Source organism: Enterobacter cloacae complex sp. P17RS (assembly GCF_014895885.1).
Classification (GTDB): domain Bacteria; phylum Pseudomonadota; class Gammaproteobacteria; order Enterobacterales; family Enterobacteriaceae; genus Enterobacter; species Enterobacter bugandensis.
This window is the reverse complement of sequence record NZ_JADBQK010000035.1, coordinates 1-16,652: the sequence shown is the minus strand read 5'-3', so window position 1 is coordinate 16,652 and position 16,652 is coordinate 1. Positions and strand designations below refer to the sequence as shown.

Genomic DNA, 16,652 nt, shown 5'->3' with positions numbered 1-16,652 from the left:
TTTCTTCAATTCACTAGCGGGATGCGTCGATAAAGCTCAATCATATCGCCCGCCAGATCCTGAATAACCATTGCGTTCATCAGGTGGTCCTGAGAATGAACGGTGATCAGGTTAACAGGCAGTTTCCCGGTCCCTTCGTCAAGTCCAATAAGCTGCGTCTGGATCGTATGCGCGTGCTTCACATATTCGCGGGATTCTTCCATCGCTTTTTCAGCTTCGTCAAACTCACCTTTACGCGCCATCTGCAGAGCCGTCAGGGCCGCACTGCGGGCCGCACCGGCGTTGACCAGCAGTTCCATGATTGTGGTTTCTAAGTCTTCCATTATGACTCCAGCAGTTTAAGCGCTTTTTCCAGTACGGCATCGCCTTTCATCATGCCGTAATCCATCATGTCGATCACCGCGACCTTTTTACCCAGCGGGTCGGCCTGTGCCTGCAGTTTAGCCTGCTCGTATTTGACCTGTGGCCCCAGCAATACGATGTCGGCCGTCGCGATATTGTCTTTAAACTCCGCAACCGGAACGGCTTTAATGGTGACTTCAACCCCTTTTTTCTGCGCGGCATCTTTCATACGTTGAACCAGCATGCTGGTTGACATTCCCGCTGCACAGCATAAAACGATGTTCTTCATAATCAGCCTCGATCTACATGTGTTTATTGATAATTATCCTGCGCAGAGAGCTTCAACAACCGCTTTACCGCGATTGTGTGTCAGGCATCACAAAGAAAGCGGCATTTTTCTGAAACCGGTTACAATTCTTCGAGTAAGAGAGAAAGTCAGCCGACGGCAGTGCGAACAATACGGTTTTTTCCCTGCTTTTTAGCACTGTAGAGCGCGTTATCAACGCTACCTACAAATTGTTCCAGCGGTTCGAAGTGCCATTCACCCAGACCCGCGCTGAACGTGACGTGAAGATTGTCTTCCCGCCATACGCGTCTTGCAACGGCGGTGCGCCATGCGTCAAGCAATGAAAATGCAGCAGCGATCTGCTCGGCCTGGAAAATTACCGCGAACTCTTCACCACCATAGCGATAGACCGAGACGTGGTGGGGCTGCATTATCTGGATCCCCTCGCGCGCCACGTTACGCAGGACAATGTCGCCGCTCAGGTGTCCCCACGTGTCGTTAATTGACTTGAAGTTATCAATATCAACCAACGCCATCGCGAAAGGCTGGTGGGCATTTAATAATTCCTCCACATCGTTATCGAACGCACGGCGGTTTTTGCAGCCGGTCAGCGCATCGTGAGTGGCCTGACGAACATACGCCATCTCACGCTCTTTATTGGACTGAATGGTGCGGCTCAGCATCGCTTCCAGACGCGGCGCCTGGCTCACATCGCCCGTTTTGATCGCATTGATAATGGTCATCAACACGGTACGCGAGGCATGACGTAGATAGAGGCCGAAGAGAATGATAATGATGGCCGCCAGCGCGAAACCCCAGCCTACGATTGTCGTTTCGTGTCGGGTGATATCGGTAAGCGTTGCGCCAGAGACCCTGTAGATGACAAACCAGTCCGGATTGGTAAATGAGTAGTAGTAATACCAGGCGTCGGTTTTCTTATCGTAAAGGTGGCCTTCGCCGCTGGTCATTTTATCCATCAGCGCTTCGCTGACGTACTGTTTGAAAAGCACGCCCGTATCTGGGTGCAGCACGACGGCGCCATCGCGTTCGACGACGAAGAATTCCCCCTGAACAGGGGCGACCATCTGACGCAGGGTGTAGCCCATTGACGTTAAGTCGAGATGAAACGCAATCGTACCTTTAAGTCGACCTTCTGGTGAAATCAACGGTTTATAGAGTGTGACCGTCGGATGACCGTTGAAGTAGTCCGTATAGGGACGGGTGTAGTGGCTGAATATACTGGCTTCAGCATGGGCGACAAACCACGGACGCGTCCGGGGATCGAAGGTTTTACTCTTTTCCGTCTGGAGCACTTCCGGCGCGCGCAGATAATGTCCCTGCGTGTCTGCCAGCGAGATGGATGACACGGTCGGCATCAGGTTTTGCAAATGCATCATCATCTGCAGCCCTTGCGTCGGGTTGACGTTGAGGGTCTCGTTTAGCCTGTCATCGCGTGCAAAATACATCGCGGAGCGGCCCAGGATATAGTCGTTTTCACGCAGGATTGACTCGGTGTAGTTCACCGCAAGGTTATGGGTGAAATTGCCATTAATCTTATGATAGTCCTCAAGGAAATCCTTTCGTTGTGAAAGAGTTACCACGACCGCGATCAGCGCAAAACTGCACAGAATCCCCGCGAAGCTGAGCATAATGGGTCGGGTGAAAGAGAGCTTTTTGCTGTGAAGTGCCATGAGTTGTACATCGATCCTGATGGTGAATATTTTTCGTCTGCCGATATCCTCTCAGCATAGTCGCTGTCCTGCGGTTAGCGGTGAATTATACGGAACACGATTTCAGGCGAGATGATTTATCTTAAGAATCACTAAGAAATTCCTTATCCATACTTTTGCGCCCCTCTTATGCACGAAATCGGAGGCAGGGCGAAACGAGGAAGAAGCTTTTCGCCCTGGTCAGCATCCGTTGCTGACCTGATGACAATAAAAAACCGGACGATCGCTGACAATCATCCGGTTTTACCTTTCCGTAACGCCTCGATAATTTTCTACCGTGTTGCAGTGCGTTACATCGTCATTGCGAGGCTCTTCCCAGCCAGCTGTCCCAGTCTTTCCAGACAGGCTGTAAACCCTGTGCCGTCAGGGCGGCGGCAACAGCTTCCGGACGCCGTCCGTCATGCGGTGCAAACTGCTCCAGCTCCGGATGATCGTCTGCATACCCGCCAGGCTGCGTTTTGGAAAATGCGCTGACGTTGTTAATCGCCAGCGGGATGACGCGATCGCGAAACGCCGGGGATTCACGCGTTGAGAGCGATAACTCCACTTCCGGGGCGAGCAGGCGAAACGCGCAGATGGTCTGCACCAGCTGGCGTTCATCCATCAGCGAAGCCGGTTCAATGCCGCCTGCGCAGGGGCGCAGGCGTGGGAAGGAGATGGAGTATCGGGTCTGCCAGTAGTGCTGTTGCAGCCACAGCAGATGTTCTGCCACCATGTAGCAATCTACCCGCCAGCTATCGGAAAGCCCAATTAGCGCACCCAACCCGATTTTGTCGATCCCGGCGCGGCCCAGCCTGTCTGGCGTTTCCAGCCGGAAGAAAAAATCCTGCTTCTTCCCTTTCAGGTGATGCCGCGCGTACGTCGCCTCGTGGTAGGTTTCCTGATAGACCATCACGCCGTCCAGCCCGAGCGTTTTTAACTCCGCATACTCGTCCTGCGACAGGGGCTGAACCTCCATCTGCAACGACGCAAACTCCCGACGTATCGCAGGCAGATGCTGGCGGAAATAGTCCATTCCCACTTTCCCCTGATGCTCGCCCGTGACCAGAAGAAGATGCTCAAAACCCATTTCACGAATGGCCGCACACTCGCGGGCAATCTCACCTTCATCGAGCGTTTTCCGCTTGATGCGGTTGCTCATGGAGAAGCCGCAGTAGGTGCAGTCATTGGCGCACAGGTTGGAGAGATAGAGTGGCACGTAGAAGCTCACCGTGTTGCCAAAACGCTGGCGGGTGAGCCGCTGCGCTCGCTGCGCCATCGGTTCAAGGTAGGCGCTGGCCGCCGGGGAGAGCAGGGCCATCAGATCCTCGCGGGTCAGCTGACGGGCGTGCAGCGCGCGCTCCACGTCAGCCGCCGTTTTGCTGTTGATGCGCAGGGCTATATCGTCCCAGTTAAGCTCGCGCCAGCGCTCGGTAAACGTGCTCATGAGAGCGCCTCCAGAAAACCGGTCAGCGGGCTGGTGGCCTGTGCCTGAAAACTGCGCGAGCCGGGGCCGGACTCTCTGGCCAGCAGGCCAGCCTCCACGGCGAGACGAAATGCACGCGCCATCATGACCGGGTCGTCGGCCACCGCAATGGCGGTATTCACCAGCACCGCGTCGGCCCCCATTTCCAGCGCCTGCGCGGCGTGGCTGGGCACGCCGATCCCCGCATCCACCACCACCGGCACGGTCGCCTGCTCGATGATGATCTCCAGCATCGCGCGGGTTTCCAGCCCCTGATTGGAGCCAATGGGCGCGCCCAGCGGCATGACGGCGGCGCAGCCGACCTCTTCCAGACGCTTACACAGCACGGGATCCGCGCCACAGTAAGGCAGGACGGTAAACCCCTGCTGCACCAGCTTTTCTGCGGCTTTCAGGGTCTCGATCGGGTCGGGCAGCAGCCAGCGGGCATCCGGGTGAATTTCCAGCTTCAGCCAGCGGGTGCCGAGCGCTTCCCGCGCCAGCTGTGCGGCGAAAATCGCCTCCTCGGCCGTTTTCGCTCCGGAAGTGTTTGGTAAGAGCGTCACGCCTGCCTCCAGTAGCGGCGCAAGTATGGCATCGTTGTGCTGGCGCAGATCCACGCGCTTCATCGCCAGCGTCACCAGCTGGCTGCCACTTTCACGAATAGCATCCACCATCAGCTGCGGCGAGGCGAATTTGCCGGTTCCGGTAAACAGATGTGAATCAAAGACTTTATCAGCAATACGTAACATCTCAGCCCCCAGCGATAACCTGAAACAGCAGGATCTGGTCGCCTTCATTGACCTGCTGACGTTCCCACTGCTCGCGCGGCAGGATCTGTTGATTGAGCGCCAGCGCCGTTCCCGGCTTGAGCTGGCGCAATTTGTCGAGCAGGGCGGCAACGGTGAGACCGTCGTCGCACGTCATCGGCTCATCGTTAAACAGAATGCGCATCGTGGCCTCCGCATACCGGGCAGTGGCTGGCGCGGTGTAGTGCCAGATGGCGCCAGCCGCTGGAGCGGGCGTCGAACAGCCGGAGCGTGTTGCGTTCCGTCTCCATGCCGCTGAGCAGCTTGATGGCCTCCAGCGCCTGGAGGGTTCCCATCACGCCCACCACCGGGCCAAGAATGCCTGCCGTGCGGCAGTTACGCTCCGGTTCAGCCTCGTCCGGCCACAGGCAGCGGTAACAGCCCTGCGCCCACGGCGGCGTAAGCACCATTATCTGCCCGCCGAAACCGACCGCGCTGGCGGTGATCAGCGGCGTGTTCTGTGCAACACAGGCCGCGTTGATGGCCTGACGCGTTGCCATGTTGTCCGTGCAGTCCAGCACCGCGTCGGCAAGGGCAACTTCACGTTGCAGCTCGTCTCCGTTAAGCCGCGTCTGGAGCGCAATCAGTTCGATATCCGGATTAAGCTGGTTAAGCCGCTGCCGGGTGATCTGCGCTTTAGGCTGGTTAACATCTTCAGTCGTGAAGAGGATTTGCCGTTGCAGGTTGCTGAGGTGCACCTCGTCGTCATCGGCCAGCACCAGCGTGCCCACGCCCGCACCGGCCAGATACAGCGCGGCGGGCGCGCCTAATCCGCCCAGGCCGACAATCAGTACCCGGCTGGCAAGCAGCTTTTGCTGCCCGTCAATGGCAATATCCTCCAGCAGGATCTGGCGGCTGTAGCGCATAAAATCGCGGTCATTCATCGCCTGCTCCTGCCAGCTGTAAAAGCTGCGCGGTAGCGGACCGCCAGTCTGCCGCCTGGGTGATAGCGCTGACGACGGCGATACTGCCGACGCCGGTCTCCAGCACCGCCGGGGCGCGTTCAAGGCTGATTCCACCGATGGCGACGGTCGGGTAATCGGCAAGGCGCTTAACGTGGCTCGCCAGCTGCGTCAGACCCTGCGGGGCAGAAGGCATCTGCTTGGTTTGCGTCGGAAAAACGTGACCGAGGGCGATGTAGGAGGGGCGTGCCGCCAGCGCCACGTCGATTTCCATATCATCGTGTGTTGAAACGCCAAGGCGCAGGCCAGCCTGGCGAATGGCGTTCAGATCGGTGGTTTCCAGATCCTCCTGGCCCAAATGCACGCCGTACGCCCGGTGCTTAACGGCCAGCCGCCAGTAGTCGTTGATAAACAGGCGGGCATTGTAGCGATGCCCCAGCGCGATGGCGGCGACGACGTCGGCCTCCACCTCTTCATCACGCTTATCTTTGATGCGCAGCTGGAGGGTGCGAACGCCGGCCTCCAGCAGGCGCTCTATCCATACCACGCTGTCCACCACCGGATAAAGCCCTAAACGGTAGGGGACGGGTGGGAAATCGGGCTGGTACATTACGCCTCCTCTTTTTTGAGGTAAATTTCGCCGCCTCTGGCGCGGAAGGTTTCCGACATGTCCGCCATACCGACTTCAATGGTCTGCGCGGCGGCGTAATCCCGCACCTCCTGGCTGATTTTCATCGAGCAGAATTTTGGCCCGCACATGGAGCAGAAGTGCGCCACCTTGCCCGACTCCTGCGGCAGGGTCTCGTCGTGATAGACGCGGGCGGTGAACGGATCCAGCGCCAGGTTAAACTGGTCTTCCCAGCGGAATTCAAAGCGCGCTTTGGACATGGCGTTATCGCGGATTTGCGCGCCCGGGTGGCCTTTCGCCAGGTCCGCCGCGTGAGCGGCAATTTTGTAGGTAATCAGTCCCTGCTTTACGTCCTCTTTGTTGGGCAGGCCGAGGTGCTCTTTCGGCGTCACGTAGCAGAGCATGGCGCAGCCGAACCAGCCGATCATCGCCGCGCCAATCCCGGAGGTGAAGTGGTCGTAGCCCGGTGCGATGTCCGTGGTCAATGGCCCCAGAGTGTAGAACGGCGCTTCGTGGCAGTGCTCCAGCTCCTCGGTCATGTTGCGGCGGATCATCTGCATCGGCACGTGGCCCGGGCCTTCAATCATCACCTGCACGTCATACTCCCAGGCGATTTTAGTCAGCTCGCCCAGGGTGTGCAGCTCGGCAAACTGCGCTTCGTCGTTGGCATCGCGGATGGAGCCCGGACGCAGGCCGTCGCCCAGCGACAGGGAGACGTCGTACGCGGCGCAGATTTCGCAGATCTCGCGGAAGTGCTCGTAGAGGAAATTTTCCTGATGATGAGACAGGCACCATTTCGCCATGATGGAGCCACCCCGCGAGACGATGCCGGTCAGACGTTTCGCCGTCATCGGCACGTAGCGCAGCAGCACGCCAGCGTGGATGGTGAAGTAGTCCACGCCCTGTTCCGCCTGCTCCAGCAGCGTGTCGCGGAACGCTTCCCAGGTGAGGTTTTCAGCAATGCCGTTGACCTTCTCCAGCGCCTGGTAAATCGGGACGGTGCCGATCGGCACCGGGCTGTTACGCAGGATCCACTCGCGGGTTTCGTGGATGTAGCGGCCAGTGGAGAGGTCCATCACCGTGTCCGCCCCCCAGCGCGTGGACCAGACCAGTTTTTCCACCTCTTCTTCGATGGACGAGGTGACGGCAGAGTTGCCGATGTTGGCGTTGACCTTCACCAGGAAGTTGCGGCCGATAATCATCGGCTCCGATTCCGGGTGGTTGATGTTGGCGGGGATAATCGCGCGCCCGGCGGCCACTTCGTCACGCACAAACTCCGGCGTGATGTTCTCCGGCAGGCGAGCGCCAAAGCCTTCGCCCTGATGCTGGTGGCGCAATATTTCGCTGCGGATGCGCTCGCGGCCCATGTTTTCGCGGATGGCGATGAACTCCATCTCCGGCGTGACGATACCTTGGCGCGCGTAGTGCAGCTGGGTGACGCATTTGCCCGCTCTGGCGCGTTTTGGCGTCAGCAGGCCGGTAAAGCGCAGCTCGTCCAGGCCGTCGTCGGCCAGGCGTTCTTTGGTGTACGCAGAACTGCGTACGCTCAGTTCTTCGCAGTCGTTACGCGCCTCAATCCACGGCTGGCGCAGCTTTGCCAGACCTTGCTGGACGTTGATAGCAACATCAGGATCGCCGTACGGGCCGGAGGTGTCGTATACCGGCACGGCTTCGTTGTCTTCATACTGGGGGTTCTCTTTGCTGCCGCCGATAAGCGTCGGGCTGAGCTGGATTTCGCGCATCGGCACGCGGATATCGGCCTGTGAACCGGTGATGTAGATGCGTTTCGAGTTCGGGAAAGCGGTGCCTTCCAGGGTGTCGATGAAGTGTTGGGCCTGTGCACGCTGTTCGCGGCGGGTCAGTTTTGTTGTAGACATAGCTCATTCCAGAAGTGAAGGACATGGCTTGTCAGACGACGGATGAAGCAAGAGGAGATCGCCCCAGGGGCGATACAACAGCAGCGTGACTCTTGTTCCCTTCGCAGGTATTAACCTGATCAGGTTCCGCGGATCCCGAATTAACGGTCTCAGCCCGTGCTTACACACTGGGCACTCCGACAAGAAAAATCCCCCTCCGCAGAGGGGCGACTGGTTGTAAATTACTCGTTAACGGTTAAGAACTCAAGCAGGGCGCGCAACGTTATCGCTGCTGCTGATATTCAGATTGTTATCCAGTACGAGGGCGATGAGCTTATCTTCCAGCGTGAATCGCTCTTCCAGCGCTTCGCCCAGGTCGGACAGCGCCTGCTGGAACTCAAGATAGTTATCGTGATCGATGGCGTTCTCAAGCGTGGAATCGTAATAGTCCATGATCTGCTGGGTATTGGCTTCCAGCTGCGGACAGAGTTTGCTGGCCGCTAAATACGGCGTTGTCCCTTCCATTTCGCGGATAATGCGTTCATAAATGTTGAAATGGCCGTCGGAGAGGTAGTCGACAAGGCTCTGACAAAAATCATCCAGCGCTTTTTCGTTCAGCCGCATAAAGGATTCTTTGCCAGGCTTAAGACCGACCAGATTGTAATACGCCACAAGGAGATGCTTGCGCACATGTAGCCAGCGATCCACCAGGGTGTTACTTCCTCCAACGCGCTCAGTCAGGCTTTCCAGCTGGTTTAACATGGTCGACTCCATAAGGTTTAGAATGGGATCTGCTTATCCAAAATGTAACCACAATGCTAACAACATGTCAGTGAAGCGAAGGTAGTGCAATAGATATGGATCGTATTATTGAAAAATCAGATCTGGGTTGGTGGATCGTCAGCCACGAACAAAAATTATGGCTGCCCTCAGGAGAGTTGCCCTACGGTGCCGCGGAAACGTTCGATCTGGTGGGCCAGCCCGCGCTGAAGATCGGCGAGTGGCAGGGCGATCCCGTGTGGTTGATCCAACAGGCGCGCCGTCAGGATATGGGATCCGTACGTCAGGTGTTAGATCTGGACGTCGGCCTGTTCCAGCTGGCGGGGCGCGGCGTACAGCTGGCGGAGTTTTACCGTTCGCACAAATATTGCGGTTACTGCGGCCACACCATGCACCCAAGCAAAACCGAATGGGCGCTGCTCTGCGGCCACTGCCGTGAACGCTACTACCCCCAAATCGCGCCGTGCATCATCGTCGCCATCCGCCGTGATGATTCCATCCTGCTGGCGCAGCATACCCGTCATCGCAACGGCATTCATACCGTCCTCGCCGGGTTCGTCGAAGTCGGCGAAACGCTGGAGCAGGCGGTGGCGCGCGAGGTGATGGAGGAGAGCAGCATCAAGGTGAAGAACCTGCGCTACGTGACCTCCCAGCCGTGGCCGTTCCCGATGTCTCTGATGACCGCGTTTATGGCGGAATATGACAGCGGCGAGATTGTTATCGACCAGAAAGAGCTGCTGGAGGCGAACTGGTACCGCTACGACAATTTACCGCTGTTACCCCCGCCGGGAACGGTGGCGCGTCGCCTGATAGAAGATACCGTGGCAATCTGTCGGGCCGAGTATGAGTAGTGTTACACTGACGGACTGACGCAATAAGGAACTGCAAAATGACCGAACTGAAGAACGATCGTTATCTGCGTGCGCTGCTGCGCCAGCCCGTTGATGTCACCCCGGTGTGGATGATGCGCCAGGCGGGACGCTATCTGCCAGAGTACAAAGCCACGCGCGCGCAGGCGGGCGATTTTATGTCGCTGTGCAAAAACGCCGAGTTGGCCTGTGAAGTGACGCTCCAGCCGCTGCGCCGCTTCCCGCTGGATGCCGCCATTCTCTTTTCGGACATTCTTACCATTCCGGACGCGATGGGCCTGGGGCTCTATTTCGAAACCGGCGAAGGCCCGCGCTTTACCTCGCCGATCAAAAGCAAAGCCGACGTCGATAAGCTGCCGATCCCCGATCCGGAAGGCGAACTGGGCTACGTGATGAACGCCGTGCGCACCATTCGCCGCGAGCTGAAGGGCGAAGTGCCGCTGATTGGCTTCTCCGGCAGCCCGTGGACGCTGGCCACCTACATGGTTGAAGGCGGCAGCAGCAAAGCCTTCACCCTGATTAAAAAGATGATGTACGCCGAACCGCTGGCGCTGCATGCACTGCTCGACAAGCTGGCGAAGAGCGTTACGCTCTACCTCAACGCGCAGATTAAAGCGGGCGCGCAGTCGGTGATGATTTTCGACACCTGGGGCGGCGTGCTGACCGGACGTGATTATCAGCAGTTTTCCCTGTACTACATGCACAAAATCGTTGACGGCCTGCTGCGTGAAAACGACGGTCGCCGCGTGCCGGTAACGCTGTTCACTAAAGGCGGTGGCCAATGGCTGGAAGCGATGGCGGCCACCGGCTGCGACGCGCTGGGCCTCGACTGGACCACCGATATTGCCGATGCGCGCCGTCGCGTGGGCGACAAAGTGGCGCTACAGGGCAACATGGATCCGTCCATGCTCTATGCTCAGCCTGCCCGCATCGAAGAGGAAGTGTCGACTATACTGTCTGGTTTCGGCCAGGGTGAAGGCCACGTCTTTAACCTCGGCCACGGCATTCATCAGGATGTGCCGCCTGAACACGCAGGCGTATTTGTGGAGGCGGTGCATCGGCTTTCTGCCCAGTATCACAAGTAAGGAGTGGTTATGGATCTCGCGTCGCTACGCGCTCAGCAAATCGAACTGGCTTCATCGGTGATCCGCGAGGATCGTCTGGATAAGGATCCCCCGCAGTACATTGGCGGGGCGGACGTCGGGTTCGAGCAGGGCGGTGAAGTGACGCGGGCGGCGATGGTGGTGCTGAAATACCCGTCGCTGGAGCTGGTGGAGTACAAGGTGGCGCGTATCGCCACCACCATGCCCTATATTCCCGGCTTTCTCTCCTTCCGCGAATACCCCGCGCTGCTGGCCGCGTGGGAGCAACTCTCGCAAAAACCTGACCTCCTGTTTGTTGACGGGCACGGTATCTCCCATCCGCGTCGCTTAGGCGTCGCCAGCCACTTTGGTCTGCTGGTGGACGTGCCGACCATCGGCGTGGCGAAAAAACGCCTGTGCGGCGCGTTTGAGCCGCTTTCTGCCGAACCGGGCGCGCTGGCGCCGCTTATCCATAAAGGCGAGCAGCTGGCGTGGGTCTGGCGCAGTAAAGCGCGCTGTAATCCGCTGTTTATCGCCACCGGGCATCGGGTGAGCATGGACAGCGCGCTGGCGTGGGTGCAGCGCTGCATGAAGGGCTACCGGTTACCGGAGCCAACCCGCTGGGCTGACGCCGTTGCCTCTTCACGTCCGGCATTCATTCGTTGGCAGGAAATTCAGCCGTGATTCAGGTAAACTGCGGCTAATTTTCGATTCGAGACATCATCATGTTACAAAACCCGATTCATCTGCGCCTTGAGAAGCTGGAAAGCTGGCAGCACGTGACGTTTATGGCTTGCCTGTGCGAGCGCATGTATCCCAACTATGCCGCGTTCTGTAAGCAAACGGAGTTTGGCGAAGGCCAGATTTATCGACGTATCCTGGATTTGATCTGGGAGACGCTGACGGTGAAAGACGCAAAGGTGAACTTCGATTCACAGCTCGAAAAGCTGGAAGAGGCGATCCCGGCGGCGGACGATTACGACCTGTACGGCGTTTATCCGGCTATCGACGCCTGCGTGGCGTTGAGCGAGCTGATCCACTCTCGTCTGAGCGGTGAAACGCTGGAGCACGCCATTGAAGTCAGTAAGGCATCCATTACGACCGTCGCGATGCTGGAAATGACGCAGGAAGGCCGCGAAATGACCGACGAAGAGCTGCGTGCTAACCCGGCGGTTGAACAGGAATGGGACATTCAGTGGGAGATTTTCCGCCTGCTGGCAGAGTGTGAAGAGCGTGATATTGAGCTGATCAAAGGGCTGCGCGCGGACCTGCGTGAGGCCGGTGAGAGCAATATTGGTATAATTTTTAACCAATGAGACAACAAAACGTGATTTAACGCCTGTTTTGTCGCACCTCGACTCTTCCCTTCTGCCCCCCGTCTGGTCTACATTTGGGGGGCGAAAAAAAGTGGCTATCGGTGCGTGTATGCAGGAGAGTGCTTTTTTGGCATTTTCGTCGCACTCGATGCTTAGCAAGCGATAAACACATTGAAAGGATAACTTATGAACAAGACTCAACTGATTGATGTAATTGCGGACAAGGCTGATCTGTCTAAAGTGCAGGCTAAAGCTGCTCTGGAATCTACCCTGGCTGCTATTACTGAGTCTCTGAAAGAAGGCGATGCTGTACAACTGGTTGGTTTCGGTACCTTCAAAGTGAACCACCGCGCTGAGCGTACTGGCCGCAACCCGCAGACCGGTAAAGAAATCAAAATCGCCGCAGCTAACGTGCCGGCATTTGTTTCTGGTAAAGCACTGAAAGACGCAGTTAAGTAAGACGCGTGGCAGTGAACAGTTTTAACGAAGGGGCGGCAACGCCCCTTTTGTCATTCTGGCGTGGCACGCTCGCGCTGGCAGGCGTACTGTTGCTGTCTGCCTGTAGCCATGACTCCTCACTCCCCCCGTTTACCGCCAGTGGCTATGCTGACAACCAGGGCGCGGTCAGGATCTGGCGTAAAGATTCCAGCGATGAAGTCCATATGCTTACCGCGTTCAGCCCGTGGCATAACGGCAACACCTCGACCGCAGAGTACCGCTGGCAGGGCGATGCGCTGTCGCTGATTGAACTGAACATCTACAGCAAGACCCCCGAACACGTGAAGGTGCGTTTCGACGACCACGGCGAGCTGAGCTTTATGCAGCATGAAGTCAGCGGGTTGAAACAGCAGCTTTCCAGCGATCAGGTCGCCCTTTACCGCTACCGCGCCGAACAGCTCCGTCAGACCAGCGACGCGCTGCGCCAGGGCCGCGTGGTGCTGCGCCAGGGGCGCTGGCATGCCGATGGCACGGTGACCACCTGCGAAGGGCAGACCGTAAAGCCTGAGCTTGAATCCTGGGCAACCGAACACATTCAGCGCCGTCAGCGGCATTCGTCTATGGAAGTGAGCGTGGCGTGGCTTGAGGCGCCGGAAGGCTCTCAGCTGCTGCTGGTGGCGAACGAAGACTTCTGCACCTGGCAGCCGACAGAGAAAAGTTTTTGATTTAAGTTCCCTCTCCCTTGAGGGAGAGGGTTAGGGTGAGGGGAAATTACTCCCCCTGCTCCCGCGCAATAGCACGATAACCGATATCCTGACGGCTGAAGCTGCCGTTCCAGTGAATATCCGCCATCAGCGCATAGGCGCGTTTCTGCGCTTCTGCCACGGTCTGGCCCAGCGCGGTCGCACACAGCACGCGGCCGCCGTTGGTGAGCACGCGGTCATCGTCAGCCAGCTTCGTACCGGCGTGGAACACCTTCGCGCCGTCAATCTCTTCCAGCGGCAGGCCGTGGATCTCATCTCCGGTGCTGTAGTTCCCGGGATAGCCACCCGCAGCAATCACCACGCCCAGAGACGCACGCTCGTCCCACTCTGAGGTTTTCTCGTCCAGCTTGCCTTCGCAGGCCGCCAGACACAGATCCACCAGGTCGGATTTCATGCGCAGCATGATGGGCTGGGTTTCCGGATCGCCGAAGCGGCAGTTGAATTCAATCACCTTCGGGTTACCCTGCTTGTCAATCATCAGGCCCGCGTAGAGGAAACCGGTGTAGGTATTGCCTTCCGCCGCCATGCCCTTCACGGTAGGCCAGATGATGCGGTCCATGGTGCGCTGATGCACCTCATCGGTAACAACGGGAGCAGGGGAGTAAGCGCCCATCCCGCCGGTGTTGGGGCCGGTATCGCCATTGCCAACGCGCTTGTGATCCTGGCTGGTGGCCATCGGCAGAACGTGCTCGCCGTCGACCATTACGATAAAGCTCGCCTCTTCGCCGTCGAGGAACTCTTCGATCACGATGCGGTGGCCCGCGTCGCCAAAGGCGTTGCCTGCCAGCATATCCTGAACGGCCGCTTCGGCTTCTTCGAGCGTCATCGCCACGATAACGCCTTTCCCGGCGGCCAGACCGTCGGCTTTGATGACAATCGGAGCGCCTTTTTCACGCAGGTAAGCCAGCGCGGGCTCGACGTCGGTGAAGTTCTGATACTCCGCCGTCGGAATGTTATGACGCGCGAGGAAATCTTTGGTGAAGGCTTTGGAGCCTTCCAGCTGTGCGGCACCTTCCGTTGGACCGAAGATTTTCAGGCCCGCAGCGCGGAAGGCGTCAACCACGCCAATTACCAGCGGCGCTTCCGGGCCGACGATGGTCAGATCGATGTTCTCGGTCTGGGCAAAGCTCAGCAGCGCCGGGATATCGGTCACGCCGATAGCCACGTTCTGCAGCGCGGGTTCCAGTGCGGTACCGGCGTTACCCGGTGCCACGAAGACAGTTTTAACCTGCGGAGACTGCGCCGCTTTCCACGCCAGAGCGTGCTCGCGCCCGCCGTTACCAATCACTAATACTTTCATTTTCTGCTCCGGGAATTAATGGCGGAAGTGGCGCATGTCGGTGAAGATCATTGCGATGCCGTGTTCGTCGGCAGCGGCAATCACCTCGTCGTCGCGGATAGAGCCGCCAGGCTGGATCACACAGGTGATGCCCACCGCAGCCGCAGCGTCGATACCGTCGCGGAACGGGAAGAAGGCGTCAGAGGCCATGGCGGAGCCTTTCACTTCCAGGCCTTCGTCGCCTGCTTTGATACCGGCAATTTTCGCAGAGTAAACGCGGCTCATCTGGCCTGCGCCTATCCCGATGGTCATGTTCTCTTTGGCGTAAACAATGGCGTTAGACTTCACAAACTTCGCCACTTTCCAGCAGAACAGCGCGTCGCGCAGCTCCTGTTCGGTCGGCTGTCGTTTGGTCACCACGCGCAGGTCGGCTTCTGTCACCATACCCAAATCGCGATCCTGAACCAGCAGACCGCCGTTCATGCGCTTGAAGTCCAGGCCCGGCACGCGCTCCGCCCACTGGCCGCAAACCAGTACGCGCACGTTCTGTTTCGCCGAGGTGATTTTCAGCGCTTCTTCGGACGCGGATGGCGCGATGATCACTTCGACAAACTGGCGGGAGATGATGGCCTGCGCGGTTTCGGCATCCAGCTCGCGGTTGAAGGCGATAATGCCGCCGAACGCGGAGGTCGGGTCGGTTTTGTAGGCGCGATCGTAGGCATCCAGAATAGAGGTGCTTACCGCAACGCCGCACGGGTTGGCGTGCTTGACGATAACGCAGGCCGGCTCGCTGAACTCTTTCACGCATTCCAGCGCGGCGTCGGTGTCGGCAATGTTGTTATAGGAGAGCGCTTTGCCCTGCACCTGCTGAGCGGTCGCAACGGAGGCTTCTTTTACCTCTTCTTCTATATAGAAGGCAGCCTGCTGGTGGCTGTTCTCACCGTAACGCATATCCTGCTTCTTAATGAAGTTCAGGTTCAGGGTGCGCGGGAAGCGACCAGAAGGATCTTTGCTTTCACCGTGGTAGGCAGGAACCAGGCTACCGAAGTAGTTGGCGATCATGCTGTCGTACGCGGCGGTGTGTTCGAAGGCCTTAATCGCAAGGTCGAAGCGGGTTTCGAGAGTGAGGGAGCCGTCGTTAGCATCCATCTCATTAATAATGGCGCTGTAGTCGCTGCTCTTCACCACGATGGCCACATCTTTATGGTTCTTCGCCGCGGAGCGCACCATGGTTGGACCGCCGATATCAATATTCTCAACCGCATCTTCCAGAGAGCAGCCTTCGCGGGCGACGGTCTGGGCAAACGGGTAGAGGTTAACAACAACCATATCGATAGGCGCGATATCATGCTGTTCCATAATGCCGTCGTCCTGACCGCGACGGCCCAGAATGCCGCCGTGCACTTTCGGATGCAGGGTTTTGACGCGTCCATCCATCATTTCCGGGAAACCGGTGTAGTCGGACACTTCGGTTACCGGCAGACCTTTATCTGCTAACAGGCGAGCGGTACCGCCTGTAGAAAGCAGCTCTACACCGCGTGCGGAAAGTGCCTGAGCGAATTCGACGATACCGGCTTTATCAGAAACACTGAGCAGAGCGCGGCGGACTGGACGACGTTGTTGCATGGTAAATCCCCTGGATTTCACGATTACAGAGAGCGTTAGATGAATTTTCCAGCGAAAAACTCATCTAACACACCTGACGAGGCCTCCTTGTTAAGCGCGAGCATTTTAACGAAAACGTTTGCGCAACGCTCGCATATTTTCACTTTTTCGAAGCGCTGTGGATAACTCTGTGTGTAAAAGGGTATAAGGCGGGGTTTTGCTGGGGAATGCAGCAGTCAGTCATTTTTCTGTCATTTAGCGGTTGCGGCCCGCGGAGAACTCCCTATAATGCGCCTCCATCGACACGGCGGATGTGAATCACTTCACAGTTAACCCGGTCGGTTGAAGAGAAAAAATCCTGAAATAACGGGTTGACTCTGAAAGAGGAAAGCGTAATATACGCCACCTCGCAACGGTGAGCGAAAGCCGCGTTGCACTGCTCTTTAACAATTTATCAGACAATCTGTGTGGGCACTCAAAGTGACATGGATTCTTAACGTCTCCGGACGAAAAATGAATACCAAG

General features: G+C 57.7%; 18 protein-coding genes and 1 riboswitch. Of the genes, 6 read left to right on the top strand and 12 right to left on the bottom strand.

The window, feature by feature from the left end:
- Nucleotides 1-5 precede the first annotated feature (5 nt).
- The 10 genes from IM265_RS21270 to IM265_RS21225 all read right to left on the bottom strand — a co-directional run bounded on the left by IM265_RS21270 (nucleotide 6) and on the right by IM265_RS21225 (nucleotide 8,756).
- Nucleotides 6-323, bottom strand: a complete 318-nt coding sequence (locus IM265_RS21270) for a PTS lactose/cellobiose transporter subunit IIA (RefSeq protein WP_008503455.1) — start codon at nucleotides 321-323, stop codon at nucleotides 6-8.
- Nucleotides 323-631, bottom strand: a complete 309-nt coding sequence (locus tag IM265_RS21265; RefSeq protein ID WP_010425948.1) for a PTS sugar transporter subunit IIB — start codon at nucleotides 629-631, stop codon at nucleotides 323-325. Before IM265_RS21265 ends, IM265_RS21270 begins: the two co-directional genes overlap by 1 nt.
- 146 nt (nucleotides 632-777) lie before the next feature.
- On the bottom strand, nucleotides 778-2,319 hold the full coding sequence (locus IM265_RS21260; RefSeq protein WP_193032198.1) for a sensor domain-containing diguanylate cyclase: 1,542 nt from the start codon (nucleotides 2,317-2,319) through the stop codon (nucleotides 778-780).
- A 337-nt stretch (nucleotides 2,320-2,656) separates the two neighbouring features.
- On the bottom strand, nucleotides 2,657-3,784 hold the full coding sequence (gene thiH / locus IM265_RS21255; protein WP_193032200.1) for a 2-iminoacetate synthase ThiH: 1,128 nt from the start codon (nucleotides 3,782-3,784) through the stop codon (nucleotides 2,657-2,659).
- Nucleotides 3,781-4,551, bottom strand: a complete 771-nt coding sequence (thiG, locus tag IM265_RS21250) for a thiazole synthase (RefSeq protein ID WP_193032203.1) — start codon at nucleotides 4,549-4,551, stop codon at nucleotides 3,781-3,783. Before thiG ends, thiH begins: the two co-directional genes overlap by 4 nt.
- A 1-nt stretch (nucleotide 4,552) precedes the next feature.
- On the bottom strand, nucleotides 4,553-4,753 hold the full coding sequence (gene thiS, locus IM265_RS21245) for a sulfur carrier protein ThiS (protein WP_193032205.1): 201 nt from the start codon (nucleotides 4,751-4,753) through the stop codon (nucleotides 4,553-4,555).
- Nucleotides 4,737-5,492 (bottom strand): HesA/MoeB/ThiF family protein, encoded by a 756-nt coding sequence (locus tag IM265_RS21240; protein WP_193032208.1) that lies wholly within the window; start codon nucleotides 5,490-5,492, stop codon nucleotides 4,737-4,739. The genes thiS and IM265_RS21240 overlap by 17 nt, the downstream gene beginning before the upstream one ends.
- Nucleotides 5,485-6,120 carry a thiamine phosphate synthase gene (gene thiE, locus IM265_RS21235; protein ID WP_193032211.1) on the bottom strand — a complete coding sequence of 212 codons (636 nt, stop codon included), beginning with the start codon at nucleotides 6,118-6,120 and terminating at the stop codon, nucleotides 5,485-5,487. Before thiE ends, IM265_RS21240 begins: the two co-directional genes overlap by 8 nt.
- The gene (gene thiC, locus IM265_RS21230) at nucleotides 6,120-8,015 is read right to left on the bottom strand and encodes a phosphomethylpyrimidine synthase ThiC (RefSeq protein ID WP_193032213.1); all 1,896 of its coding nucleotides are present in this window, start codon (nucleotides 8,013-8,015) and stop codon (nucleotides 6,120-6,122) included. Before thiC ends, thiE begins: the two co-directional genes overlap by 1 nt.
- A gap of 79 nt (nucleotides 8,016-8,094) precedes the next feature.
- A riboswitch (TPP riboswitch) is annotated at nucleotides 8,095-8,204 on the bottom strand.
- Between the two features lie 54 nt (nucleotides 8,205-8,258).
- Nucleotides 8,259-8,756: an Rsd/AlgQ family anti-sigma factor gene (locus IM265_RS21225; RefSeq protein ID WP_028015105.1), complete on the bottom strand. Its 498-nt coding sequence runs from the start codon at nucleotides 8,754-8,756 to the stop codon at nucleotides 8,259-8,261.
- 95 nt (nucleotides 8,757-8,851) lie between these two features.
- Between IM265_RS21225 and nudC the strand changes: the two genes are divergently transcribed.
- The 6 genes from nudC to IM265_RS21195 all read left to right on the top strand — a co-directional run bounded on the left by nudC (nucleotide 8,852) and on the right by IM265_RS21195 (nucleotide 13,204).
- Complete coding sequence (gene nudC / locus IM265_RS21220; RefSeq protein ID WP_193032216.1) at nucleotides 8,852-9,625, top strand: NAD(+) diphosphatase; 774 nt, start codon at nucleotides 8,852-8,854, stop codon at nucleotides 9,623-9,625.
- Nucleotides 9,626-9,663: 38 nt separating this feature from the next.
- Nucleotides 9,664-10,728, top strand: coding sequence for a uroporphyrinogen decarboxylase (gene hemE, locus IM265_RS21215; protein WP_041911588.1), 1,065 nt, complete (start codon nucleotides 9,664-9,666; stop codon nucleotides 10,726-10,728).
- A gap of 9 nt (nucleotides 10,729-10,737) precedes the next feature.
- The gene (gene nfi, locus IM265_RS21210; RefSeq protein ID WP_010425928.1) at nucleotides 10,738-11,409 is read left to right on the top strand and encodes a deoxyribonuclease V; all 672 of its coding nucleotides are present in this window, start codon (nucleotides 10,738-10,740) and stop codon (nucleotides 11,407-11,409) included.
- Nucleotides 11,410-11,450: 41 nt separating this feature from the next.
- Entirely contained in the window at nucleotides 11,451-12,041 is a 591-nt protein-coding gene (locus IM265_RS21205; RefSeq protein ID WP_022646712.1) for a YjaG family protein, read from the top strand.
- A gap of 186 nt (nucleotides 12,042-12,227) precedes the next feature.
- Nucleotides 12,228-12,500: a nucleoid-associated protein HU-alpha gene (hupA, locus tag IM265_RS21200; protein ID WP_002445246.1), complete on the top strand. Its 273-nt coding sequence runs from the start codon at nucleotides 12,228-12,230 to the stop codon at nucleotides 12,498-12,500.
- A gap of 11 nt (nucleotides 12,501-12,511) precedes the next feature.
- On the top strand, nucleotides 12,512-13,204 hold the full coding sequence (locus tag IM265_RS21195; protein WP_028015109.1) for a DUF1481 domain-containing protein: 693 nt from the start codon (nucleotides 12,512-12,514) through the stop codon (nucleotides 13,202-13,204).
- 46 nt (nucleotides 13,205-13,250) lie between these two features.
- On the opposite strand, the gene purD is transcribed toward IM265_RS21195, so the two are convergent.
- Nucleotides 13,251-14,543 carry a phosphoribosylamine--glycine ligase gene (purD, locus tag IM265_RS21190; protein WP_045261355.1) on the bottom strand — a complete coding sequence of 431 codons (1,293 nt, stop codon included), beginning with the start codon at nucleotides 14,541-14,543 and terminating at the stop codon, nucleotides 13,251-13,253.
- 15 nt (nucleotides 14,544-14,558) lie between these two features.
- Nucleotides 14,559-16,148 carry a bifunctional phosphoribosylaminoimidazolecarboxamide formyltransferase/IMP cyclohydrolase gene (gene purH, locus IM265_RS21185; protein WP_193032219.1) on the bottom strand — a complete coding sequence of 530 codons (1,590 nt, stop codon included), beginning with the start codon at nucleotides 16,146-16,148 and terminating at the stop codon, nucleotides 14,559-14,561.
- Between the last annotated feature and the right edge of the window lie 504 nt (nucleotides 16,149-16,652).